At 55.2% G+C, this 24,769-nt stretch carries 20 protein-coding genes; 5 read left to right on the forward strand and 15 right to left on the reverse strand.

Going from position 1 to position 24,769, the window contains the following annotated elements:
* Nucleotides 1-14: 14 nt before the first annotated feature.
* The 10 genes from tssJ to AC53L6_RS08830 all read right to left on the reverse strand — a co-directional run bounded on the left by tssJ (nucleotide 15) and on the right by AC53L6_RS08830 (nucleotide 11,300).
* On the reverse strand, nucleotides 15-476 hold the full coding sequence (gene tssJ / locus AC53L6_RS08785) for a type VI secretion system lipoprotein TssJ (protein ID WP_496907579.1): 462 nt from the start codon (nucleotides 474-476) through the stop codon (nucleotides 15-17).
* The gene (gene tagH, locus AC53L6_RS08790) at nucleotides 473-1,786 is read right to left on the reverse strand and encodes a type VI secretion system-associated FHA domain protein TagH (RefSeq protein ID WP_496907580.1); all 1,314 of its coding nucleotides are present in this window, start codon (nucleotides 1,784-1,786) and stop codon (nucleotides 473-475) included. The genes tssJ and tagH overlap by 4 nt, the downstream gene beginning before the upstream one ends.
* Entirely contained in the window at nucleotides 1,783-2,811 is a 1,029-nt protein-coding gene (gene tssG, locus AC53L6_RS08795; protein WP_496907581.1) for a type VI secretion system baseplate subunit TssG, read from the reverse strand. The genes tagH and tssG overlap by 4 nt, the downstream gene beginning before the upstream one ends.
* Nucleotides 2,775-4,643, reverse strand: coding sequence for a type VI secretion system baseplate subunit TssF (gene tssF, locus AC53L6_RS08800; RefSeq protein ID WP_496907582.1), 1,869 nt, complete (start codon nucleotides 4,641-4,643; stop codon nucleotides 2,775-2,777). Before tssF ends, tssG begins: the two co-directional genes overlap by 37 nt.
* A complete protein-coding gene (gene tssE, locus AC53L6_RS08805) occupies nucleotides 4,643-5,371 on the reverse strand; it encodes a type VI secretion system baseplate subunit TssE (RefSeq protein WP_496907583.1) in 729 nt (242 codons plus the stop codon). Before tssE ends, tssF begins: the two co-directional genes overlap by 1 nt.
* A 3-nt stretch (nucleotides 5,372-5,374) precedes the next feature.
* Entirely contained in the window at nucleotides 5,375-5,911 is a 537-nt protein-coding gene (locus AC53L6_RS08810) for an Hcp family type VI secretion system effector (protein WP_496907584.1), read from the reverse strand.
* A gap of 40 nt (nucleotides 5,912-5,951) precedes the next feature.
* Nucleotides 5,952-7,457: a type VI secretion system contractile sheath large subunit gene (tssC, locus tag AC53L6_RS08815; protein ID WP_496907585.1), complete on the reverse strand. Its 1,506-nt coding sequence runs from the start codon at nucleotides 7,455-7,457 to the stop codon at nucleotides 5,952-5,954.
* A 3-nt stretch (nucleotides 7,458-7,460) separates the two neighbouring features.
* A complete protein-coding gene (gene tssB, locus AC53L6_RS08820) occupies nucleotides 7,461-7,997 on the reverse strand; it encodes a type VI secretion system contractile sheath small subunit (protein ID WP_496907586.1) in 537 nt (178 codons plus the stop codon).
* 24 nt (nucleotides 7,998-8,021) lie between these two features.
* A complete protein-coding gene (gene tssA, locus AC53L6_RS08825; protein ID WP_496907587.1) occupies nucleotides 8,022-9,143 on the reverse strand; it encodes a type VI secretion system protein TssA in 1,122 nt (373 codons plus the stop codon).
* A gap of 81 nt (nucleotides 9,144-9,224) precedes the next feature.
* A complete protein-coding gene (locus AC53L6_RS08830; protein ID WP_496907588.1) occupies nucleotides 9,225-11,300 on the reverse strand; it encodes a serine/threonine-protein kinase in 2,076 nt (691 codons plus the stop codon).
* Between the two features lie 150 nt (nucleotides 11,301-11,450).
* Between AC53L6_RS08830 and tssH the strand changes: the two genes are divergently transcribed.
* Genes tssH through AC53L6_RS08855 form a run of 5 tightly spaced genes read left to right on the forward strand, consistent with a single transcriptional unit; the run spans nucleotide 11,451 to nucleotide 18,265 of the window.
* Nucleotides 11,451-14,123, forward strand: coding sequence for a type VI secretion system ATPase TssH (gene tssH / locus AC53L6_RS08835; protein WP_496907589.1), 2,673 nt, complete (start codon nucleotides 11,451-11,453; stop codon nucleotides 14,121-14,123).
* A 51-nt stretch (nucleotides 14,124-14,174) separates the two neighbouring features.
* On the forward strand, nucleotides 14,175-15,233 hold the full coding sequence (locus AC53L6_RS08840; protein WP_496907590.1) for a DUF2169 family type VI secretion system accessory protein: 1,059 nt from the start codon (nucleotides 14,175-14,177) through the stop codon (nucleotides 15,231-15,233).
* Nucleotides 15,230-16,258, forward strand: coding sequence for a 3-oxoacyl-ACP synthase (locus AC53L6_RS08845; protein ID WP_496907591.1), 1,029 nt, complete (start codon nucleotides 15,230-15,232; stop codon nucleotides 16,256-16,258). The genes AC53L6_RS08840 and AC53L6_RS08845 overlap by 4 nt, the downstream gene beginning before the upstream one ends.
* Nucleotides 16,255-17,280, forward strand: a complete 1,026-nt coding sequence (locus AC53L6_RS08850) for a DUF4150 domain-containing protein (RefSeq protein ID WP_299596276.1) — start codon at nucleotides 16,255-16,257, stop codon at nucleotides 17,278-17,280. Before AC53L6_RS08845 ends, AC53L6_RS08850 begins: the two co-directional genes overlap by 4 nt.
* Nucleotides 17,281-17,308: 28 nt before the next feature.
* Nucleotides 17,309-18,265 carry a hypothetical protein gene (locus AC53L6_RS08855; RefSeq protein WP_496907592.1) on the forward strand — a complete coding sequence of 319 codons (957 nt, stop codon included), beginning with the start codon at nucleotides 17,309-17,311 and terminating at the stop codon, nucleotides 18,263-18,265.
* Nucleotides 18,266-18,271: 6 nt separating this feature from the next.
* Here the strand turns inward: AC53L6_RS08855 and AC53L6_RS08860 are convergent, their stop codons facing one another.
* The 5 genes from AC53L6_RS08860 to AC53L6_RS08880 all read right to left on the reverse strand — a co-directional run bounded on the left by AC53L6_RS08860 (nucleotide 18,272) and on the right by AC53L6_RS08880 (nucleotide 24,768).
* Entirely contained in the window at nucleotides 18,272-18,619 is a 348-nt protein-coding gene (locus AC53L6_RS08860; RefSeq protein WP_496907593.1) for a hypothetical protein, read from the reverse strand.
* Entirely contained in the window at nucleotides 18,619-19,050 is a 432-nt protein-coding gene (locus AC53L6_RS08865; RefSeq protein WP_299596282.1) for a DUF6484 domain-containing protein, read from the reverse strand. The genes AC53L6_RS08860 and AC53L6_RS08865 overlap by 1 nt, the downstream gene beginning before the upstream one ends.
* Before the next feature lie 234 nt (nucleotides 19,051-19,284).
* Nucleotides 19,285-20,097, reverse strand: a complete 813-nt coding sequence (locus AC53L6_RS08870; RefSeq protein WP_496907594.1) for a hypothetical protein — start codon at nucleotides 20,095-20,097, stop codon at nucleotides 19,285-19,287.
* 210 nt (nucleotides 20,098-20,307) lie between these two features.
* On the reverse strand, nucleotides 20,308-22,482 hold the full coding sequence (locus tag AC53L6_RS08875) for a glycosyltransferase (RefSeq protein WP_496907595.1): 2,175 nt from the start codon (nucleotides 22,480-22,482) through the stop codon (nucleotides 20,308-20,310).
* Between the two features lie 36 nt (nucleotides 22,483-22,518).
* Nucleotides 22,519-24,768, reverse strand: coding sequence for a hypothetical protein (locus AC53L6_RS08880; protein ID WP_496907596.1), 2,250 nt, complete (start codon nucleotides 24,766-24,768; stop codon nucleotides 22,519-22,521).
* Nucleotide 24,769 lies beyond the last annotated feature (1 nt).

Raw genomic sequence — 24,769 nt, forward strand, 5'->3', positions numbered from 1 at the left:
ACTTATCGTCCTTATTAAGAAACCGAGAGGCCAGAGGCCGTGACCGAGATGTTGAGCAGTACATCCCCGGTCGCAGGCAAGCCTTGCGTCAAACGGAATACTTTGCCGCCCGGCTGACGGAACCCTGCAACAATCCCAAGGGTTGAAGCGCCTTGCTGCACCTCGACCGGGAACGTGCCTTGTGCCGTACCGCCGGGGGCCAGCACCAACTTGTCCGCGCGTACAAGGTCCGCGGCGAGAGCGCTCTCAGGATCTTGCAATGTCGCGAAATCCACACTGGAGAACTGATTGGCGGACCGGAGTTGAACCAGAGTCACCGTTAATGGTCGCCCACTGCCGTCAGGCCCCGGGTTTGCACCGTCGGACATGTTGGCAGTTGCCATAATGGAACCGGGTACGGGGTCATTGGCCAGACAAGCCGACAGAAAGGCGAAGCCTCCCGCTGAGAGAATAGCATTGCGGCGTGTGAGTGTCATCTTGAAGTCTCCTTCCCATTGCCTTCATAGGCGTCGCGAAAATTGTCACCGACCTCGCCGAGAAAACGTTCTTCGGCGGCGCGGGCGATCTCCTTGTATTTTTCTGTGTAGGTCTGCCAAAGCTGAGCGGATTTGCCTCCTGCAAGCAACGCTTCAAGCACGCCGGTTTCGGCGATCTCCTTTTCAATCTGTTCCGGATCGAACTGATCAATCATGCGTCGAAGTGCCGATTGCAGGGCATGCCATGTTCGCAACTGGTGATCGGCCAGATCGCGATAGGCGCCCACGATCGCGTCGTCGGCAGACTGGTAACCTGGCCGATCGCCGGAGATCATGGCGTCCAGGGCATCATCGGCCGTCGCCAAAAACTTCAGCGGATTCACGTCTGCGCTTGAGATCAACGTCTGTGCCACACGGACTTGTTGTTTGGCGCTTGCCCGAGCCCGCAGAAGCTGCATCACGCCGTCGATCAGTAGGCGATACTGACGCCCTATTTCAGTAGCTTGGGCCACGGGGTCAGAGCCAATTGCATCCGTTCCCAGGCCCATGCCTTCAAGCAGCGCTGCCAGTACCTCACTATCCGTGACTGTTTCTTGCGGTGTCACTTCGTTCGTTTCTGCGGGTCGAATGCCAGAGGAAAATTCCACAACCACTGGGTCTTCCCGTTCCTTATCTGGTGTTTCCACAGGTGCAACTGCTTCGTCACGGGAAATCGGTGCATCGAAATAGCCGCCGGAGGATGGAACCGCTTTCTGTGGCGTCCGATCCGCCAGATTCAGGTCAAAGGGATCGTCAATGCCAAAGGGCTTGGGTGATGATGCTTCAATCTGTTCAGTGTCGGAATGGCCTGACGCGCGATCATAGGGGTCAAACGGATCCGGTAAGCTCTCGGGGCGCGGAGCGGGTTCCGACCGAACAAGCGTATCATCTTGACTAAAATCGAATGGCGAAGTCTTGCGTTGCGGTGTTTCAGGGTTTTCAACTGGCACCGTTTCTGCAGCCATGTCTACACGGAAGACGAAGTCCCCCATGCGCAGGCGCATACCGTCTTCCAGCACGACCGAATTGCCGGTTCCCAATGCGGTTTCGGAACCGTCGACAAATGTTCCTCCCCGACTGGCATCGGTCGCTGTCAATTTTCCATCAACCATCGCCAGAATGCAGTGACTGCGAGACAAGTAGCGTTCAGGGTCGTCAAGTTGCCAGTCGGCGTCCGCTCCCCGCCCAATCACAACTTGCCCAAACTCGTAAGTGAAACTCATACGGGCCTGCGGCGTTGCCGCGCTTTCTATGATCAGATTTACGGTCAAGCGGCATCCTCCAAACGGAAGGTCACATCGTCAGCGTCACGGTCCCTCTTGGGTAAGATCCAAGCGGTTCGGCCCAATTGGCACCCCCCAAGACGCGCAGCTGGAACTTCGGCGCGATCCAACACAAGCCGAATGTCAAAGGTGATGTCATGTCCATTTGCAAATAGAATAGCATGACGGATAGCGGCGCGCTTCTTTGGGTCATCCAGAAGCGTCGTGAACTGATGAAGCGAAAGCGGCCCAAACCGCAGTTCAGCCCGATGTTGACGCGAGAAACAGCGTTCGCCGACCACAACTGCACCGCCGAGTGTGGAATATGCCATCCCGAGACGGCTTTGTTGGTGGCGCGGAATTTCGTCCCAATGGCCCAAAAATTCATTCAGAGAAACCGGCGCGCCGACCACGTCCTCAAGATAGCCGACCAAACGCTCTGGCGATTGCGTACGCACAGCGAGTTTTGTGGCATGGGCCAGTTTGGCCTTGTCATGATCTGGATCGCGCGTGCCAGGCAGCCCCAGCCCTGCGAGGCAGGCAATGATTGCGGGCGTACGCCCATCACCACGGCCTGCTTGAACTTCGGATTGTGCATCGGCCCACGCGCGCCAGTAGAGGGCAATCAGTCGATGCTGCAAAACATCCAAAAAATCTCGAAACGCCGTGTCAGATGTGACCCCATCACTGTCGCCAGCGAACCAACGGTTCGACAGGCGAGCCATCACCCAACGGGTCATAAAAAGGGGCATAGGACCTTCAGGTCCAAGCAGGCCAAGAACGTTGGTACTGACCTGCGTTTGGTCGCCGTCGACGGCAACACTTTCTACATCGCGTGTGGCAAATGACAGCCTGATGTGCTGTCCCAGTCGCGCAGGCTCGTTCTCCGGTCCACCAACTGCGCCGAACCGGCGACCGTCGACTTCTTCAATTCGCCGGAGCAGGGCGAAGAATTCACTGCGCCCTGCGTCACTTGCAATTTGAGCGAGAGTATCGCTCATATCATCGCGCGATTGCCGAGGCTGAGCGGCCATGAGACGTCCTCTTGCGATCCAATAAGAGTGGTTTTTGTTCGAACAACGGCGTTGATGGCAGCATGGCGACGGAAAAGCTGCGCCAGAATGGCGGACATCAACAAACGCGAGTGTCCGGCCAGCACTGTCTCATCAATGCTGAGACCAATTTCGGTCCCTTGCCCGAAACACATAGGACCGGCGATTGGGAGACGCTCCATTATCGGTTTGGCGGAAATGGAGCGCAGCGCTTGTGCGTGGCGCTTCAAAACCGGATCACCGCGATCCGCATAGAGTGACAGTAGCGCCCGAATGGGTTCTGCATCTGTGTAAGTCTCCGTGAGCGACACTTGATTCAGCGCCATCTGGCTAATCCAACGCCATGCGATTTCGTCACGACGAGTTTCGCGCGCGCTGGCGGAAGGAAGGGTCGCTTGCAAACTGGCTCTGGGGCGTTTGATTGCCTGCAACAAAGTGATGTCGTTCACAGGCGCACCAGTCTCGAGTGTCAAAACTGGGGTGTCATCCAAAATCGGTAAGTCACGGTTGGTGCAAAGGGCGCGTATGTCCAAACGACCAACGTTGCGCCCTGTGGCGGAACCGTCGTGACTGAGCGCGATATAGAAATCATCACCTGGATAAGAAGTTCGCATCTGACCACGCCGAATTTCGTCTTCCACCGGACGCCGAGGGCGTCGTTTCGTGGCATAAGACAGGCGCGAACCTTTATCTGATGTGGCGGCAAATGAAGATGGGATCGCGGATTGAGGCCCATCTGTTTCCACATCTTCAACGCTCAAGAGCCGGAAAATCTCAAAGTCCATCGTGCGGGTGCGATCTGCGTGGACCAAATGCGCGGTTCGGGCGCGGTCCAATTCGACGATGTTACATTCCCGCTCAAAAAGATTGACGATGGGTGTTACAAATAGCTGAAAGTCTTTGACTGAAAGGTCCGCCAAGTCAGGTTGTTGTTTGTCCAGAAGGATGATGATCTCGACCGAGCTGTCTGATTTTTTTACGAAACTTTGCAAGCCGGTCAGCCGGACGTAGTGGAAACGCTCTGGCATCAGGAAGTATTCCCGCAACAGGCTGTAACCCTGAAACGACTCCGACACAGACGGCAATAGAGTCTCCGAGAGGGCCGTTCCGATCATCTCGACTTGGCCAGCCTGAGAGAACCCGCCGCTTTTGCCACGCGCCATCAAAGTGGTGCTATGGCCGTGAATCGCATCAAACAGCAGCCCCCCGCGCGCTTGATGGCCAAGATACAGGTCCAATTGATCAATCTCGATCTGGGACAACGGTATAGTAGACGCAGAGCAGAGCTGAAGTTTGATCCCTGCTGCATGACGAGCACCGTCCAAGTCGTCTCCCAACCCAACCGCTTGCAGTGCTCCGATATCCTGCAGGTATTCAGCTGCTTCGATCTTGATTGGCCAGAGAGTTACATCCTGCGCGGTCGTGTAGCGGGCGCGGGTGGCAAGACCGTCGCGCAGCCCGGAAACCATGCTGGTTCCGCGCGGCACTGTGTACCCGGTGACCATTTCCTCGACTTGATCCCCGGGCGCGAACTTTACGAGCGACATCGCCGGCGCAGGTGCCACCAGATCGGGGTAGAGCGCGTCCAGAAGCGCCTGCACATAGCGGCTGCTTTCCGCATCGACTTTCAGGCGTGTCCGCGCCGACAGATATGCGACGCCTTCCAGCAACCGCTCAACATACGGATCCGGGCAAGGGACGCTATCAAGCGACAGGTTGCGCGCCACTGCAGGGTGAAGTTGAGCAAACTCCTTTGCGAGGTCCCGGATGTGCGTAAGCTCATCTTCATAGTAGCTAAGAAACGTGGCATCCATTACCGATCCTCCAGCACGGTGGCAGCAGATCCGCTATCAAGATCTATAGTAGTTGATAGCCTGAGCCGCTCGGGCGTGGGTGACAGCATCAATGTCGCATCCACATCAATGCGCATGCCGATCTTTTCGCTTTGGCGGATGTTAATTCGAATACTGTCCGGTTTCAGCCGCGGTTCAAAATGGATCAGTGTTTGCTTCAATTCTCTTCGCAGTGTGGATTTGTCGAAATCTGTACTTGTACGGCCGGCAAAGGATGGCACACCATAGTTCAGAACAGAGGTCTGGACCTGCGGATATTCCGCCAGCAGGTCCTTTGCGGTTTGATATCTGTTGGCTTCCCGATCGGTCATCATCGGTTCCGCTTCCATCCGTTCCACATTGAACAGCATTTCGATGTCGCGCCGCACGGCTTCTCGCAGGACCTCTCGTGTCACCATGATACCGCTGGCCTGGATGGCGCGGCGCCGGTCTTGTTTCTGCGTCAGTTGGAACAGGCGTTTCCTGGTGTAATCGTCCAAAACCTTATCGTCGGCAGATGCAGACACGCCATGTTCCAGAAGCTCATCAAGTTTGTCCGCACCGCCAAGGTCCTTAGCGAGGCCACGACGGAGTGAACTAATCTCCGCATCCAACCCCGGAAGATCGTTGACCAACCGATCCCAAAGCGATGGCTGAAGCGCCTCGCTTTGGGCCTGTGGTTCGCCAATTGATCCCCGTCTGGGCGTCATAAATTAGACGCCCGCAGCAATGTCGAATGTGATTTCGTGTTCGTCACCGGCGGAGTGATCGTCAGCTTGCACTGTGTACTTGTAGGTCACGTTCTCAAACACAATGCCGATCTCTTCGAGAATCGTGTCGGTTGCTCCGTCCGAGAAACTGTCGGCGTCGGCATCTTCGACGTAAGAGTCCTTGCCGAGATTCGCGCCTCCGGCCATGCGGAACGATGAAATTGTAGCATTTTCCATGGTTATGATCAGGTAATCCAGATGCGCGTCGCCACTGTCTTTACGGACGGCAAGCGTCACGGACGGGAAGGATTTGCCCTGCATGCAAGCCAGAGCAAGATAGGCCGAAGCTGCGTCCTTGGTCTTGGTCAGTTTAACCGCACCTACCTGAGCACGGCTGCGAGAGCGCCCTTTCCCGATCTGGGCTGATGCAGCTTGCGCGATCTTCCACTCGACCCCAACAATATCAATTTCATCTTCGTGATCAGCCCGTTGCGATTCACCCTGGATTTCGTCGATGAGGAGGTAACCAGTAATTGCCATTTTTAAATTTCCTTATGCCAAAAGGTGAAGGCGAGGGCGCTTAAGCGCCCTTCACCGATGGAAGTTCCGAAACCAGCCGGAGCGACGCATTGATGCCTTCAAGCTGGTAATGGGGGCGGAGGAAGAAACGCGCGTTGTAGTAGCCGGGGCGTCCTTCAACACTATCAACTTCAACCTCTGCTGCGGCCAACGGACGCTTTGCCTTTGCGGTGTCGTCCGCCATTGCCGTGTTGGCCAGCACGTAGCGGTTGATCCACTCCGAGAGCCAAACCTGCATGTCGGCACGTTCTTTGAACGTCCCCACTTTGTCGCGTGCGATTGCCTTGAGGTAGTGCGCAAACCGGCTGACCGGGAAGAGGTAGGGCAGGTTTGCTGACAACCTCTCATTGGCTTGCGCATCCGGATCGACCAGACGCCCAGCGCGAGCCTCGTCGTCCTGCAAGCTGTGCGCTCCGATGAAGGCGGCGGTATCGGTGTTTTTGCGGTGAAGAATGGGCATCATACCCAGCTTTGCCAATTCCGCTTCTCGGCGATCATCAATCGCGATCTCGGTCGGACACTTCATTGCAACGGAGCCATCGTCGGTCGGGAATGTGTGCACGGGCAGGTTCATCACCGTTCCGCCTGACTCAACACCACGAATCTGGGTGCCCCAACCGTAAAGCTTGTGCGACCGGTTGATGTTGACACCCATCGCGAACGCGGCGTTCATCCAGACATAGTTCTCGTGATTGCCTTCAATCTTTTCTTCAAAGTCGAAGCCCTTCACCGGAACAGTCTCGGCACCGTAGGGCAAACGCCCCAAAACGCGCGGCATTGTCAGCCCAATGTACCGGGCGTCTTCGCTTTCACGCAGGGATTGCCAGCTTGCATAATCAGGGGATGACACGATCTGCTCCAGATCCTGCGGATTTGGCAGCTCTTGCCAGCTGTCCATGCGGAACAGTTGTGGGGCAGCCGCCGCAATAAACGGTGCATGTGCTGCAGCACAAATGCCAGACAAGTTGCGCAACATACCCACATCTTTCGGATGCTGCGAGAATTCGTACGCGCCGACGATGCAGCCGAAAGGTTCACCGCCGAACATGGAGTATTCATCGGTGTAGACCTTTTTAAACATATCGGCCTGATCCCACATCTGGCCCTCGAAATCTTCTAGGTGATCTGCAAGATCCTCTTTCGTGATGTTCATCACTCTGATCTTGAGCTTTTGATCCGTCTCGGTGTTGTTCACCAGATAGTGGAGACCACGCCAAGTGCCCTCGATCTCGCGTACCTCTGGGGCATGCATGATCTCGTTCATCTGATCCGTCAAAAGGCTGTCGATGCCACCAATCAAGGATTTGATCGACTTGACCGCATTGCCTGAAATTGTGGCAGCGCCGCTGCGCTCCTTGGCTGCAAGGGCAAGGTTCCCCACGAGATTTTTCAGCTTGTCGCTTTCGCTTTCCTTGATCCGGAAATCCTTTTCCAGCAGAGCGGAGAATTCGCCGAGATCCAGCGTTTCTTCTTCTTTCGATGTGCCTTGTGCTTCTGTGTCGGCCATAGCTTAACCCTCCTCTCCGTCCTTGTCGCTCATCGCAGCTTCTGCTGCCTCCGCCAAAAGCGGCTCGTTTGCCAAAAGCTGAGCAATTCTCTTTTCGGCGTCTACTCGCCCGTCCATGTAGCTAAGCAACTCTTCCAGTTGCTGCCGCATCTTCAGCAGCTCATTCAGCTGCGGCACCTGTTGCGCCACTTTGTCCGGCGTGAAATCTGACATGGACTCAAAGGTCAGATCGACAAACATCTCTTCGTCTGCTTCTTCGCCGTCCTTGCCGGGCAGCGTGTTCTTGACCCGGGCCTTTACACGCGGCGCGAGCGCTTCCATGAATTTCGGGAAGCGGCCTGCGTCAGTTTCGACAAATTTTCGTTCGCCGATGGGTTTCACGGCTTCCTTGGTTTCAGAAGCCCCGGCGAGGTCCGCAACAACCCCCATCACGAAAGGCAACTCAATCGTAGTTGGGCTGCCGTAGTGCTCTACGTCATACGCAATCTGCACTCTTGGCGCGCGATTACGCTCTATGACCTTCTGTTTGCTGTCTGCCATGATTTGCTACGTCCTTCATTTAAATTACTTTGGTTTGCCATTGCCAACACCAGCGACGTTCCTGAATTCCTTGATCCCGCTGGGTGCGATCTCTTCCATCAACTCGATAAAGTTCATTGGAACCATGCGCCGCATCCGTTCCGCCAGGTGCGGGATTGGGCTGCTTGGTTCGGTGCGGTTATAAAACTCGATAATCTGCGTGAGGCTTGCGATCACGTCCTCGCGGCTGTTGACACCTGAGCTGATTGTCTGTTGTGCCGGGGTGGTCGGCGCCGCGCCGTTTGATGTTGCCGACCCGGCTGCCTGTGTGGTGGGATGTTCGTTTGCAGTTGATTGCATGTTCGCCTCCATCACCTGTTTGGTGCGGGTCAGGAACAGCTCAAGTTCCGGAAAAATGAGGCCCGTACCATCCTCGAACTTGCCCGATGTGGTATAGACCTCACAAAGCCTGGCAAGCTCAGCCAGGGCCGAGGCGACATCGGTCTTCAAGGCGTCTGCAACCTCTGACTCTTCTGTTGCGATGGCGCGGCACGCTGCAATGACGCGCGCTTGGTTTCTTTCGTGACGTGCCAGTATTTTGGCTTTGTCATCTTCAGACAATCCTTGAGGCGCTTCGTTGATGCACTCGAAATCTGTGCGTGCGGCGTCGGCCATGTTCTGGCCGGTGACAATTCCGATACCGCGTGGTTGCAGCAGGGCGTTCATTTCCAAATCGCCGAGGAGCCCGTTGTCATCGTTTTCGAGTTGCTTGAGCGCATTTGTGCGGCGCAAGGCAGCATCCCTAGGCGAGTCCCTGTCGCGCAACATCGGGTGAACGCTGTCCCAGTATTGCTCCAGCGTTTGCGTGATCAGTTGCAATCCCTGAACAAGCCCGCCAAGTCCGTTTGTATTGCTGAGCGCGCGAACGACAATCACCAAAAGGCGCAGATCGCGACCTGTCTTGGCTAACGTTGCGGCTTCGTCAAAGAGGTCTTGCCATCCCACATTTGCGGCTGTGGGTGGATCGTCTTCACGTTCCGATTTTCGAGCTTCACGTGCTGCGGGTTCCAGCTGTCGTTCAATCGCATGAAAGGCTGCCTCGTTGCGCAGATCAACGCCAGAGGGGGATTCCGAGTCTACAGTACTGAGGAAGCCGGACAGCTCCATACGAAATTCCTAGACAAAAAAACTACAACAAAAAGTGACTTGAGCTTTGTGGAAATGTCCGATTCGGTCAAATTTTTCCTGTCACGGACGTGCGTCAATGATGGAAAACCTGACTGCGCGAACGTTGTCAGGTCGGGTTTTCATGACCTCTTCGAGGGCCTCGACTGTGCCGTCCACACTCATTGTTGTTGGGTACAGACCGTCGAACAACGATTCGTCGCTCAGAATCGCAATGATCTCGGATTTCCCGTAATTGGTGTCGGCAATGCGCGTGGCAGCCTTGCTGTTGTCGGCAAGGAATTCGTCGATCGTGTGCAAAACACGTATCCGCCGAAGCCCGCCTTCCACCTCTGCCATTTCGGCGATGCGGTTCTCTTGTCGGTTGATGTTGGGCACCAGGTGGAACAGAGTTCCGTCCGGGTTCACTGCCATCACCCAGAGCGCACCGTCAGCGTATGTGTCGGGTACAAGAATATCCACGACAGGATTTTGACCAGTCGTGAAAACGCCAGAGAGGTTTCGCTCACCAGTTTCGCCATTGGACAAGGCGATGGAAACATCACCAATTGGAACATCGTCCAGGATCTGCCGGATCGCGCAGAGCTGTGGGTTCAAGACATCTACCTGAACGTTCAATCCGCGTTCGCCGATCCGCGGTGTCAAACCGTCGATCAGCGCGGTGCGTGTTGTCGCGTCAGCGACGTTGCCCTGAATTTCAATTGCTGCCGTCAGTTCGAAACGTCCATCTGTATCGCCTGACACCTCAAGTGGACCGCAGTCCGCCAAGCCAACCAGCGTTGACTGTACATCGGCCATTGTCACAACAAGTGGCCCGGCGTTGAGGTCGCTTGTGATGGTCCATCCTGTTGATGCAGCGAATGTACGCAGATTCTGGATCACAGTAGATTTCTCTGCCACGTTGGCGGCCAAACCGGTAATTTGAGCCGTCCGTTCCAGAACTCTTAACTCGGCACTCTCCAGAGGCGCGAGAGCGGAGATGATGTCAGAGGCGTTCTTTATCCACTGATCACTGGGTACTCCGCGTGCCAAAGTAATGTTGCCAGTCGGAGCTGTGCCGAAAGCAGCAGTGACGCTCGCCTTCAACGCGGTCGCGTCCTCGTCAGTTGGAGCAAATGTCGTGAGCGTCGGCGGGCCTGATGTGTCGAATTCGAAATCCAGCCTGTAGGTCTCAAGCGGAGGAGGCGGGTCGAATACACCGGCAAGCCATAGGCCGCCTCCGACCGCCACCAAACCAAGCATTGCAAAAACGGGGACGAATGCTTGCTTCTTGCGCGGCTTCTCTTTTTGTTCCGTCGGTCGACCGGACGGTGCAATCGCCATGTCGACATCACGCAGGATTTCGGCCGCGCTGGCGGGACGGCTGTTCGGATCAGGTGCGGTAAGCCGGTCTATGAACCCTTTCAGCCTGTCTGGCACTCCGGTTGTATCAAGTGCACTTTGCTTGCGGCGAATGATCTCGCCCACGGCGGCGCTGGCGAACGGTGTTTCGCCTCGAAACGCAGCCAAAAGCGTGGCGCCGAGGGCATAAAGGTCAGAGCGTGCGTCCACCTGGCCGTCGATTTGCTCAGGCGCAGAATACTCGTATTTGCCCGCAAAGTCTGAACCTACGATGGTTTTTGCGCCAGAGGCGGTGTCCTTGGCGATACCAAAATCGATGATCGTTGCCTGAGCAGGATCGCCTTCTTTCAGGATGATATTGTCAGGCGAAAGATCGCGGTGGATGATGCCCTTTTTATGGGTCGCTTCCAGCCCTCCCAGGACCCGGTGCAGAATAATCAGCAGTTCCCGCTCGGACATCTGTCGCCGCGCCATTTCATCCGACAAGGGCGGACCATCCACAAAATCCATCACCAGAAAAACATGGCCGTCATCAGACAGGGAGCATTCCGTGTAACGCACCACCGCATCATGATGGATTGCGCGGATTTGCTCCTCGCGTTTCATCAGTTCGATGTAGTCGGCATTGCCAGAGAAGTTGCGATTCAACGCCTTGATGGCGACCTTCCGACCCGTGATTTTGTTAGAAGCCAGATATACCTCACCGGTGCCGCCGCGTCCTAGGATGCGATCGACCTGATAGGTGTTGTTTAAGACCTGCCCAACGGTGAAAATGTCGCCCGGCAACTGACCTGTCATTTATCAACCCCTCTTAAATTCTTGGGATTCCGGTTTCAAAAAATGTCTTTATCTTTGAATTCACGATAGGTTAGCCTGACTGTGGGCGCGACATTTTTTTTGCCCATCTGTGTTTTGAAGAAGTCCATTTTCCAGAAGGAGGGTCTGAACATGGCCCAATCTGCCGCGTCCGGCTCGATCAAGCGCAAAGAGCTTGTGGGCAAGCTCAACCCATTGTGCCTCAAAAGCTTTTCTGCTGCGGCAGGCACTGCCAAGTCGCGCGGAAACCCGTATGTTGAGCTGGCTCATTTCGTACAGGCCATCGCCGCGGAACCGCAAAGCGATTTGAGTCTGTTACTTGCCGCATCGGGCGTTGATCAAGGCAAACTAGACGCCGATGTGACCCGTGTCCTGGACGGTCTGCCCGCAGGTGCAGGCGCGGTCGAAGAATTTTCCGATCACCTTTTCCTTGCCATCCGTGAAGCTTGGACATTGGGCCAGTTGGAGTATGGTGACGAAACGGTCCGCTCCGCATACCTGCTTCTTGCCATGCTCAAAACGGGGGTGTTGGAAGGGCTGTTGTTCCGCATCAGCTTGGAATTTGACAAACTGGATGGCGCCGCCCTGGCAGATCAACTGGACGAGCTTTTGGCAGACAGTGTCGAAGGTTCGACGCCCGAGGCGCCGGACAAAAAACCTGCACCGGGCGGACAATCGGCGCTTGAGCAATACGCGACCGATCTGACCGCCGATGCGAGAGATGGCAAAGTGGACCCGGTGATCGGCCGTGATCCGGAAATTCGCCAGATGGTCGATATTCTCATGCGGCGGCGGCAAAACAACCCGATCCTGACTGGCGAAGCCGGTGTTGGGAAGACAGCGGTTGTTGAAGGTTTCGCTCAGCGGCTCGCCCAAGGGGATGTTCCTCCGCAACTGAAGGGTATTGCCCTGTGGGCATTGGATGTGACGCTGATGCAGGCCGGTGCTTCGATGAAGGGCGAGTTTGAAAAACGGCTGAAGTCTGTCGTCGATGAGGTGCAGTCGTCTGCGACACCAATTGTGCTGTTTATCGATGAGGCCCATACGCTGATCGGGGCAGGGGGGGCGGCAGGTACCGGCGACGCCGCCAACATCTTGAAACCGGCACTTGCTCGGGGTGAGTTGCGTACCGTGGCAGCGACCACATGGGATGAATACAAGCAACACATCGAAAAAGACCCTGCGCTGACCCGGCGCTTTCAGGTCGTCAAGGTCGAGGAACCATCAGTAGAGGTCGCCACTCGGATGTGTCGGGGCGTTGCGGGTGTCTTGGAAAAACATCACCAGGTCGAAATATTGGACGAGGCCATCGCTGCTTCTGTCGAATTCTCACACCGCTACATCCCTTCACGCCAGTTGCCGGACAAAGCAATCAGTCTTCTGGATACGGCAAGCGCACGTGTCGCTGTATCTCAACATGCAACGCCAGCCGCAATTGAAGACCTGACGCGGCGCAAGACCGCGCTGGAACTTGAACAGGCCATTGCAGAACGCGAACAAGTCATTGGTATTGACGCGTCGGACCGGGCCACCCAAGCCGCCGCAGATCTGAAAATCGTTGAGGGTGAGCTGGAGCGCGAAAATGCCCGCTGGGACGCTGAGAAGGCTTTGGTCGCTGACATTATTGATTTGAGATCAAAACTCCGATCCACCGGACAATCCATTGACGCGGAAAGCGAAGATCAGCAGGCCGATGAAGCCTTGGACCCAGCCGAGCGCGAGGCCACCCTTTCGGAACTGAAATCGAAAATTGCGGAACTGACCGAAGAGCAAGGAGAAACGCCGCTGATCCTGCCGTCCGTCGATTCTGCCGCGGTAACGTCCGTCATTCAGGATTGGACCGGAGTGCCCGCCGGTCGGATGATGGCCAGCGAGGCGGAAAAAGCGCTCGAGATGGTGGACACCATCACCAGTCGCGTGACCGGTCAGGATCATGCGATTGAGATGATCGCATCGCGCATCCAGACCTCTTACGCCGGATTGTCCGCTCCTGAAAAACCAATTGGTGTTTTCATGCTCTGCGGGCCGTCCGGCGTTGGGAAGACCGAAACCGCACTTGCGTTGGCTGACATGTTGTACGGCGGCGAGCAAAACCTGATCTCGATCAACATGAGCGAGTTTCAGGAAGCACACACTGTCAGCACACTGAAGGGCGCGCCCCCGGGCTACGTTGGCTACGGGAAAGGCGGCATTCTGACTGAAGCAGTTCGGAGACGGCCCTATTCGGTAGTCCTGTTGGACGAGGTCGAAAAAGCCCACTCGGATGTGCACGAGATATTCTTTCAGGTCTTTGACAAAGGCATAATGGATGACAGCGAAGGTCGCCGGATCGACTTTAAGAACACACTCATATTGCTGACTTCGAACTGTGGCACTGACGAGATCATGGCAATGACCGAACAGGGCAAAGTGGCCTGTGATCTCGACAATCTGACCGCATCTTTGCAGGAACCATTGCGCAAGGTGTTCCCCGCAGCTTTGCTGGGTCGGCTTGTCGCTATTCCTTACTTTACATTGTCTGATGAGATGATAGAAGTGATTGCCGGGCACAAGCTCAATGCCATCGCCAAGCGTCTTGAGAAAGAGCATGACGCGGAATTGATTATAGGCGAAGGCACTCTCGATCTGATCAAAGCCCGTTGCACCGAAATCGAGAGCGGTGGGCGAATGATAGATGCGATCCTGACGAACACCTTGCTGCCTCAGATGTCCCGTCAGCTTTTGGATCGTACGCTGGATGGGTCCACTTTGACGTCTGTCACAGTCACCGGTGGCGATGACGGGTTTTCATATGATTTCTCCTAGGGCGCGGTGATGCAGGTCTACAACCAAACCCGCTTTGTTCATGAAAAAACGATGGGACTGGATAAGGCCGGGCGCGAGCATCTTTCGTTTGTGTTCAAGGGGACGTGGGATTTTCCGGAAAAAGCTGGCGAGCCTGCGCAATTGGCTGAAATTCAGACCCCATTGACCATGGCGGATGAGTATTCGGGTGAGCCTGCCTTTTCCGCTCCGGTTCGGGAAACAGACTTCGCGTTTCGAAAACCACATCCCGAGGTTATCGTCCATGGGGCAGCTTACGCTCCGCAAGGCAAACAGGCGGACCGGGTCCGGGTCGGTGTCAGGGTCGATGACTGGTCGAAGCAGTTTGACGTGGTGGGCTACCGTGAATGGCAGGTGATCGGCCCCGTGGTCCGCGCCACCAAAGCACTGCCCTTCCGTCGGGTTCCCATCGGGTACGACCATGCCTTTGGCGGGCAAGACAGGTTCGACCCCGAAGACGAAACGCCTAAGGCATACCGCGACAATCCGGTTGGGTGTGGCTTTGCGTCTCCCACATATCAGGACCAACTGACAGGTGTGGCCCTCCCACTCACCGAAGCCATCGGTGAAGAGGTTACGTCACCCTACGGCAGTTACAAACCGATGGCGCTGGGACCTATTGGACGAAATTGGCCGGATCGCGCAAAATACGCTGGCACATACGATCAGAACTATGTCGATAACATCTTTCCATTTCTTCCCCCGGATTTTGATGATCGCTACTTCCAATCTACACCGCAGGATCAATGGCTCCGCGGGTTGCGCGAAGGCGCACCTGTACTTCTGGTAGGCCTCTCTCCTGCGGGCCGGGAGCAGTTTGCTTTGCCCAAGACCAAAACACCGGTCACGCTGTTTAGAAATGGTAAGATTTGCCTTGAACAGGACATTACGGCCGACACTCTCTTGATTGATACCGAAGCGCGACAGTTCAGTTTGGCCTGGCGATTGGAAGCGAGAATCCAAAAGGCATTTATAGAGTTCAACGAACTTTGGCTGGGGCCACCAACAGAACCCATGGTTCGCGCCCGAGAAGAAGGGCGTCGCTACATCCGCGCTGTAGCAGAGATCGGCAACGAAAGCGAAGACGCGTGAACGGACTGCGCATCTCTGCGGCAGGCATGGTCACGGCGGTTGGCCTGGATGCACCATCTTCTTGCGCTGCTTTGCGCGCTCGCATTGACGGCTTTGCCGAAACGCGTTTCGCGGGACCGGGCGGGGAATGGTTAAGGGGTGCGGCCGTGCCTCTGCCGCGACAGTGGATCGGAGAGAAACGATGGGCGCACCTAGCAGCGGGTGCTCTTTTGGAAGTGTTGAAGCAGGCCAACAATCGCCGAAGTGTCGAAGTCATCCTGTGTCTGCCTGAAGAAGATCGACCGGGGCGACCCATACTTGATGCCGAGAGCTTTCTAAATCGGGTGCAGGCGATTCTGGGTCTGGACTATTCGTTCCGCAGTCGGCTGGTGGCGCATGGGCGCCCATCGGGCATCGTGGCGCTTAGCACCGCGCGCAAGGCTCTGGCCAGGGACCCCAACCATGAAATCGCGATCTTGGGGGTCGACAGCTATCTGACTGGGCGTACAATCCAGCACTATTTGTCTCAACAACGCCTTCTAACAGCCGACAATCCCGAGGGTTTTCTTCCCGGGGAGGCTGCGGCTGCGGTTCTTTGTCGAGGGGCCGGGCCGGGAATGAACGTCGGTGGCATTGGTCTATCCCGAGAAGAAGCGCATTTTCTCAACGGTCAGGACGAAGATGGTTTCAATCTCCCATTGCGCGGGGAAGGTATGGCTGCCGCGTACAAGGCAGCGCTGTCTGACGCTGGTCTTGGTCTACATGAGATCGGTGTGAAAATCGGCGACCTGATCGGCGAAACTTTCTGGTTCAAACAAAGCGAGCTTGCCTCATTGCGTACACAACGCGAACGCAGTGAAGTTCATCCTATTTGGCCCATCGCCGCGGCCTTGGGGAACATCGGTGCGGCGGTCGTACCGGTGATGCTAGGATGGGCGCTCGCCGCGGTGCGGAAAGACTACGCTCGTCAAAAGCCGCTTTTGATTGAGTCTTCTGCCGATGATGGCGCGTGTGGCGTTGCGATTGTCGGAGGCCTTAGCGCATGACCGTTTTCGCAAACAATCTGGAGATTTCTGCAAAGGCGCAAGGCTGCAAAATTATCGCAGCATTCCCTGACACTTGTTTCACCCCGCCTCAAACTCCAGCTACCCCGCCGGGCGTGCCCATACCCTATCCCAATTTCGCCATGGACAGCGATCTGACCAAAGGCAGCAGCAAGGTGCTGATTGGCGGCAAGGAAGTGAGCATGGAGAATGCGAGCAAGTGGTCCAAAGTTTCTGGGGATGAGGCTGGCTGCGCCCCGAAGAAAGGCATCATTACATCAAAGAACACAGGCGCGGCTTACGCGAAAAAGTGGTCGATGGATGTAAAAGTGGAAAGCAAGGGGGTGGTGCGGTTCACGGATATGGCAACCACCAACCATGCGAGCGATCCCGGTGACGATGCGCCTTGGATCGTCGCGGGCATACCGGGGCCGCCAGTTGTATTCGAAAGCGCAAACTGCCTTGTTGGATCCTATGACGGAACGAAAGACGCGTGTAACGAACGCGGAGGCCAGGCACACCATATCATTCCGGACCAATACGTCAGACAGGGCAATCGCGGTACTCCGCCAAGTGATCCCGCATTTCCATCCGAAGGCGAGGGTTGCAGTATCTGTGTTGGTGGAAACGCCTACGGCTCCGCAGCTTGCGAGGCCAATCCGAGATCCGCGCGCGGAATTGCCAATAGGGATTCAACCGTCGAAAGCGGCCGCTCCTATGCGGCAGCGACTGGAACAACAAGCCTTGCCACGCTGCGCGGTCACGGTTTCCTGCATCAGTTTGACGAACGTTTCCGCGAAATGTCTCCTCCGTCAGTAGCGAACGCATTGAAAACCGCGAATGACCTGCTTGATGAATGCGTTGCATACGACCAATCCGCCGTTGATAGCGAATGCGCCGAGAAGGCGAAGGAATGCATCGCTCAGCAATACTCGACGGCGAAAAAACAAAACAAAAACCTGAAGAAATTCAAACCACGAAGCCAAGCCTCCAAGGACAAGCGTCAGTCTCGGTTGTTTGGATAGCTTGTTGCAATCCTGAAGGGCCATTTGAATGTTTACGCTTCCAATCTCAGAAACACACGCCATCGCCATTGATGATTCAGATGAAGACAACTGGTCTGTCTACACTGTTGATTTTGAAAAATGGACGTTTGAGTCTTTCAACGTGGAGGGGGAAGGCTCTGTGCAAGGCGCACATTATGACGGAAGCCGCGATTTGGTGTGGATTGTCGCGCTTGGTGCATTGTTCGCCTTGCAACCGGCCGAAGAAGAACTCTTCGGAGCACCACAACCACCAAAGGATTTCTTCATCTACTCCGTTTCGGGTGACACAGATCAGGTCTATGCCTGTGGTGAGTATCAAAACCTGTGGCGTTTTTCCTGGTCGAGCAAAAAATGGACACCCTTGCTGGAGCCAGGCCCAAAACCACCAGACTCTGATGATGCGCAAACTCAGTCTCAAAGAGTGAAAGAGTATGCACGAAATCATCCTCCTCTTTATGCCGGTTTTGCGGCAGGTTCTGACTATGTCTTCTGTGGTGCGCTTGGCGCACTCGTTCGGGTGCGTCAGGACAACGTCGAGAGGACTGAAGTTGCAACTGGCGCGCGGCTCGTCTCGGGACACGCCGAAAATGGGCATATCGTGTTGTCTGGCGACAGCAACGGAGCGGAAATCTACAAGGGCGATTTCGACAGTGGCTTTGAGCTTTTCTTTGCTGACAAACAGCCATCCCTCCATCGTACAGCGCTGAACGATGGGGACCGATTTATCGCTATTGCCGAGTACCCTGCATCCAATCTGCACAACCTGTACATCTACGAAGATGAGGAGTTGATCCCATACAATACGGGCTGTGCGCGCGAACCTTTTCCACTGACAAGCCTTTCCACGATTGGTGACACCCTTTGGGCAACTGATCTGGCCGGCATGTTTCGGCGAAGAAGCGGGAAGTGGTCCTATGTCGGCATCGAGGACCTCAAGAGTGGAGCGTGGCCGAAAGATTCCTGATTTTGGTCAAATATGCCGTTCCAAATACGCCCTTACTTTATCCACTTCCAAGCTCGCCACATGCATATCCTTCGCACTCGGCTGCAGCATTCGGACGACGAACAATTCGCCGCGTTCCGGGAACTCGGCAAGACGATCTTCGGCCATTGCCAACCCCTCGGCCCCAGCAATTCGAAGGCCGTCCAGATGCGCTTCCAATCGCTCCTTCAGCCGGGCGACTTCTTCCTCCTGAGCTTCTCGGTCGTCTGGGTTTTCTGGCGTTTGCTCCTGTAGAACCGCATCATATTGCGTCCAGAGGAAAGCTGCCTGTTCGGCATGCTGTCGAAGGATATCGGGTAGGGCAGGGGCCGCCATTAGTTCAGGTTGATCGATCCGCCGCGGATCCGGTTGGATGCAGAGGCGTGGCTGACCAGATAACTGCCACGAATGGTGATATGCCCGTCCTTCTCCATGATGATACGCGCCTTTCCGCAGCGAAGATCAATCCGGTCCTGCGCTTCGATCACGACGCGGTCACCATCTCTAACGATATCAACCGCTGGCCGTTCCGGCTCGGTCACTCCGGGTTGGACGATACGACCGATAATTAGAGGCCGGTCACGCCGCCCGTCTTCGAAAAGGAGCGCCACTTCGCATCCTGTGTCCTCGGATCCCAGCGCCACGGTTGATCTTGCTGCAATCGCCTCGTCTTTGGGGTTTCCAGCGAAAACGACCTGCGCCGCGCCATCCTGCACACCAAGAAAGATGCCAATGGCCACTCCATCCAGCGTTTCATTCGCTATCATCGCGGGCACCTCCCTTTAGCTGCAGTGCTTTGCGGGTGAACCTGTTTTGTGGTGGCGGAACACCAATGCCTCGCGGCCAAACCCGGGTCGAAATACTCTGCAATGCCTGCCAAATTTAACTGAATACTGAGCCACATCTATGCGTTCGATCAATACTTTCAGCCTAGCTTAGTTAAAGAATTGAGGCAAACCCTTGTGTTCGGCTCATTGGCCATTTGCAAGGTGTCAATCAGCCTATCCGGCTGGTGGCGAAGGGTCGAGGTTCGCAGCCAGTTCATTGAAAAGAAGAGATATATCTGACCTGAGTTGTGGTGAAAGCATGCCCAACGGCAGTTGTCGGATTTGCTTTTCAGTGGGTGCCAGGTAGCTTTCAACAGAGTCAACAAAGTGGCTGCCATACTTCTGTGCAACCGCTTCTTGCTCCTGCGCGATCCAGTTCGTTTCATTCGAAAGGGTGATGGGTACTGCGGCATGATACTGAGCGGCAAAACCGGGCATCCAGTCCAACATATCGTCCGCGATACGTTCAAACAGCTTCTTTCTTAGATTGAGGCGCTGGGGATAGTTCAGGGTTGTGTTGCCTAAGATGTTCATATGGCGACCAAGTTCGACCTGCCAGTCTTGGGCAGTCGTGTTTAACTGCTTGGTCCTGAAAACGTCTTCGTGACCAATACCAAAAATGTCATCCACGAAATCCTGACCGTAGTTTTCCACCTCACTGTTCCGGGCATCGTAGCAGAGAATGCGCAAGGTGTCGGACCCAAAGAACCGGCAAAGACGGTCTAAATGCAGCATCGGCAGCGGAGGAACAAGATTGGGCCGCCCGGTGTCAACGACAGCGTTTTCAAGGTATTCTTCAAATGACAGTTTTTGACCGTGTTTGATCAGTTCGCGCCAATGGCTTGCCAGCAGGTTGGGCAAGCGACGGATGACATAGATGATCTCGACCCGAGTTTCGCCAAAGGCCGATCTCAAGCGCTCCAACCCTTTCATATCCAATGCTGAAATCAGCTCACTTGAAATGAAGACTGTGTCATGTTCGGCCATCTCATTGGCCAAATCCAACAGCAAAGAGCTGTCTTTGCCCCAGCAAGCGCGCGCCACGTCCTGATGTGCCGCGCCATCCAGTCCAGTGATCGGGTAGTGGATACCATATCGCGCCAAAACACGCCTGTTCGTTGCAAACATATGCTGCAGCGCCGTCGATCCGGTCTTGTGTGGTCCCACATGAAGAACGATGCGATCGGCCATAGCGTGTTACCGATAGCCCAAATCAGCGGCGAGAGATTTTGTGATGTCTTTTACCGGAGACGTGTAGGGTTCCATCGAGATGGTTTCCGAACGTCCCAAAATCATGCCGTTGTTGGCATTGGGTGCGCCGAGAAGTAAGAATTGCAGGGTTTGTCTCATATCAACCCGCCCGGCTTGGAGATCTTCCATGCGGATTTCGGCGTAAGGCGTTGACCGCTCCAAAGCGGCTTGCCGCGCATTGGCCAATCGGCGCGTCCATGCGCTTGCCTGTTGCCGTTCCTCCCCCCGGGTATTCTGCAAGCGGTGGATCCAGGCAGGATGACTAAGGAAGTTCAGGACAGGGAGCGCAGTCTGTGGAACGATCGGCGACGTTTCAAGATGCAATCGTAGCCCGGGAAACGAAGCGGCCAAGTTGGAAGACAGCTCATTGAAGTCAGCCTTTTTCTGCGCCAAAACAACGATGTCCGCACCAGACTTGATATTAACACGCGGCTCCTCCGTACAGCGAAATATGGGCAGCGTCTTGGTTTCCGTCGGTAGGCTGTCAATGGCACCTACAATGTCAAACTGCGCAGCCGCCTTTCGATTCAGATGCCACAATTTCTGCAAATCGCGTCTGGCAAAGACACGGCTGTAGTACTGTCCCCGGATATCGTCCAACGACAAGCCCAGATAGTGATCAAGCCGCAACCTATTCAACGCCACGTCTTCCGCCCTTCGAGAGATGGTATGCCCGCCCGTCGCCATCCAAACATCCAAGGGTGCGTCGCGACGGAAAAGTCGCTGTTTCTCGTCCCGCTCCATCATTCTTGTGGTTTGGTTCATAGTTCTACGGAAATTTCTGGAATCGTGCACCTCATCTTCGAACAACGGCAGATGCAGGTATTCTTCACATGCGAAAGCGGCCTGATTGACGGAACGCACTGCCTCGGGAATGGTCAATCCATCTTTGGGCGTGAGGAATTCATCTACATCCGCATGAATTACCCAATCACCCTTCTGGGCCTGCATGACCTGCGACTTCAGTTCTAACTGCGCAGTCAGATCGAACGCACCGAAAAAGGGTGTGGAAATGATATCCTTGACCGATGTTCCCAGATGTCCGGTAGCGATCCTTTCGGTGTCATCGGTCGATCCATGATCGATCACAACAGTCTCGACGCCCATTTGTCGGTAATGATCTATGAACGCTGGCAACATGGCTTCCGCGTTGCGACATGTCACGATGGCGGTCACTTCGGGGTGTTGACGTCCAACAACCGGTGCCGACTTTGGATCGGTCTTTGCAACACCGGGGAAGTCCAGTTTCTTATCGGAGTGATACTCTGCAAGCTGAGAAAGCTTGTCCTGCCGATTTGAGAGTGGCAGTCCAATTCTTTTGAACAGGCCCAGTCGGCGTAAAAAGACATCCGGTTCGTTTACGGCCAAATACTCCTCATGTTTGCGGGCATTCAGTGCAAGCAATGCCGGCAGGGCTCCGATGGGGATGCTCTTGGTCTTGAGCAATTGCCAACTGATGCCAAAGATAGGCCACCGTCTGGGTTTGAAACGTTCCGAACCTTCCGTACCACATGCTGCATAGGTGATCCAACTCGTCTCCTCCCGAAAAAGCAGACATGCAGGAAGCGAAAGCTGTGGTCCCTTCGACAGCAAAGACACCATGAAATACCAGTCGTATGCGTATCCGGCATGCATCGGAAAAGAAGTGCGCGCAGCCTTGGTCCGCATCAATCCATACATCCGCGTTCCACCCGGATGGGCGAGATATCGTTTAGTCCTTTCTGTCTTGAGACCCTTCAGAAATCCAAGGTTGGGGACTGGATGAGGCGGTTCACCTATGAAGGCAGCAGAAGGGATGACAGACACCGCTGAAGGCGCGGCATCAAGCGCAGCAACCGTCGCTTCCAGAAAGGCAGGATCCCAATAATCGTCACCTGCAAGCCAGGCGAAGTAGGTTGTGCGTGCTTTCCTGAGGGCAAGTTCAAAGTTGTGAAAGACCATCGGTCGATCATTCACGCGTACCGATATACGTGGGTCAGCCGTCGCTAATTCTTGCGCAATTCCAAACGTTTCGTCGTCGGATTGGTCATCCGTGATCAGAAGTTCCCAGTCCCGAAATGTTTGCGCCAACACGGAAGACACTGCACGTTCCAACGTTTCGGCGTTGTTGAAGACGGGCATTCCGATTGTGACGCGGGCGGTCATGCGTCAACCCATCTAAACTGCATGAAACGCGACACCGCTTGGTTTTCGCGTCATGGCCAATGTTGAGATAAGATTGGCTGCCTGCTGCGCCCCGTTTTCCAACTTCGCGCGGTTACAATTCAGCCGCAGCGTTTCGCGTGTCTTCGGATCAAGAAGACGGTGCAGCGCTCTTTCAAACTGTACTGCGTCATAGCTACGTGCACTGAGTGCCAAACCACATTGAGCGGCGTAGTCCGCACGCAGCCATTGTTCGTCCTGTTCGGGATGTTGGTTGGCCGTAAACAAAGTTGGCAGAGCGGCTGCTATGTTCTCGTGAAACGTATTGTAGCCTGCCAGTGCTATCGCACCGTCGAAAGCATTCAGCAGCTTTGAAATCGGAAACGCGTCCAAAGTCTTCACGAAGGCCGGTAACTCAGGCGCTTTTTGCGTTATACGCCATCGCGCGAAAACGAGCTGGATCGGGCGCGCCTGCAAAGCGGGATCGCCGATCGAGCAGATTTTCTTGAGCACTCCTTGCATGTCAAAATTGTTACCGGAGCCCAATTGCAATACAAATGCTGGACGATCCGGATCGAGCCCGATCAACGCACGCGCAGCTTTGCGATCCAAAATCTCTGACTGATCAAGATAGCGGATGCTCGGCACTTGCCGCGCCTCAACTCGTCTCCCAACGGTTGGGCCACGATCCACGGGTGCCGCGAGTTCACCTGGTTCTAGCACCGTATCAAATCGGGAAGCATGCTGCAGGAACTCTTCGCCTACATCTGCCGGCCAAAGTGGTCTGCGTTGCCAGACACTCCACATCTGCGGAAAGTCCGGAAGAACCCGAAGCAGAGGATCATAGGGAACATTTCCATCGAGTACCAGCACATTGGGTCTGTGAAATCGCAAAACCATGTCCAACTCGGCCGAGAGTTTTTGGTTCCAATCGCTGTACTCGATCCCAATGGATCTAAAAAACGGCAGGTACTCAACCTTGAAACCCTGTGTCTCGGCAACACCAAACGCCTTGCTCATCGTCACAATGACAGGGTCACACTGATCGGACAAACGTCGTGCGGTTGCCAGACAGCGGGTAATGTGGCCCATTCCGACGCCATTGGACGTTAGGTAAAGAACACCGGCCTTGCGCGCAGCGGTAGCTTGTGGAAGCCGGTTCGGCGGGCCGATCATTGCTGCGACCCGAGCGACGGATTTATCCGGGCCGAAATGCGATTTCACGAACTCCACGGCACGCTCTGACTGTTTGGTGTAGGCTTTGGGGTTATTTTCAAAGCCCCGTACTTTGTCCAAGACTTCAATCGGCTCGCAATACACTGCCGCGTGTCGAAAGAGCGGTTCGAAGTGTTCAGGCAAAAAACAAACAAGACCGGCCGCCATGGCTTCCAGAATGGACCGACCAAAGGCTTCAGCCCAAACCTCGCTATGGAAGTAAGAGAAATAGTCCAAACCAGCCAGAAAGTCTTCAACCGGCATGGCGCCAAAGGGCAGAACATCCCAGTTCTGAGGTCGTTCCTCGACAATCTCATCCAGCTGGTTGCCCCATCCCATCAGTCGAACACGGAGTTGTTCCGCTTCCGGGTAGGCATTCTTGAACTCTGTTTCACTGTCCGGCCACTTTTCGACACCCGGTCGACTATGACGACCAAGCACCGGCAGCTGCCCCTTCAGTCTGGGGCGGCTTTTGCGAAACCCATCAGCATCGATCGTGTTAACCCAATCGGACTGGGTAAGGGCAGGGGCCAAGGCGACCTTTTTGAATGCACCGCGAACCTTTGGACCAACAGGCGCCCAGACGACGTGGCCGAACTGCGCTTCTGTTATGCGCATTGAACGCAACAAATTGTATTGTTCGTTTCCGTAGGCATCGATGGGGGGATGATGCACAATCATAACAAAACGTGGACAACTGATCTCCAAGGGCAACGCCGGCAGGTGTTCGAACACAGCCGGATGATGCAGACAACACAACTCGGCCTCAACCGGTTGACCAGGTGGAACCAGACACGCCAAGCCATCTTCAGCCAAAGCGCGAATTCCAGGATGAAAGCTGCGCCGCCCATCAAAAAGGTTGCTCGCATAGGCCAGTAACCCGACCCTGTAACCCGCGCCGTGCAACGCCTTCACATCGGAGACTATGGACGTGGACGTTCCGCCCGGAAAGCGAAAGTCTCCAACAAGTAATACATCGACTCTCAAAACTGGCTTTCTCGCAAAAACTTGGGTTACTCTAGCAAGGAATTGATGTTTGTCTATTTGCAAC

The sequence above is a fragment of the Tateyamaria sp. LSS28 genome, assembly GCF_059611725.1.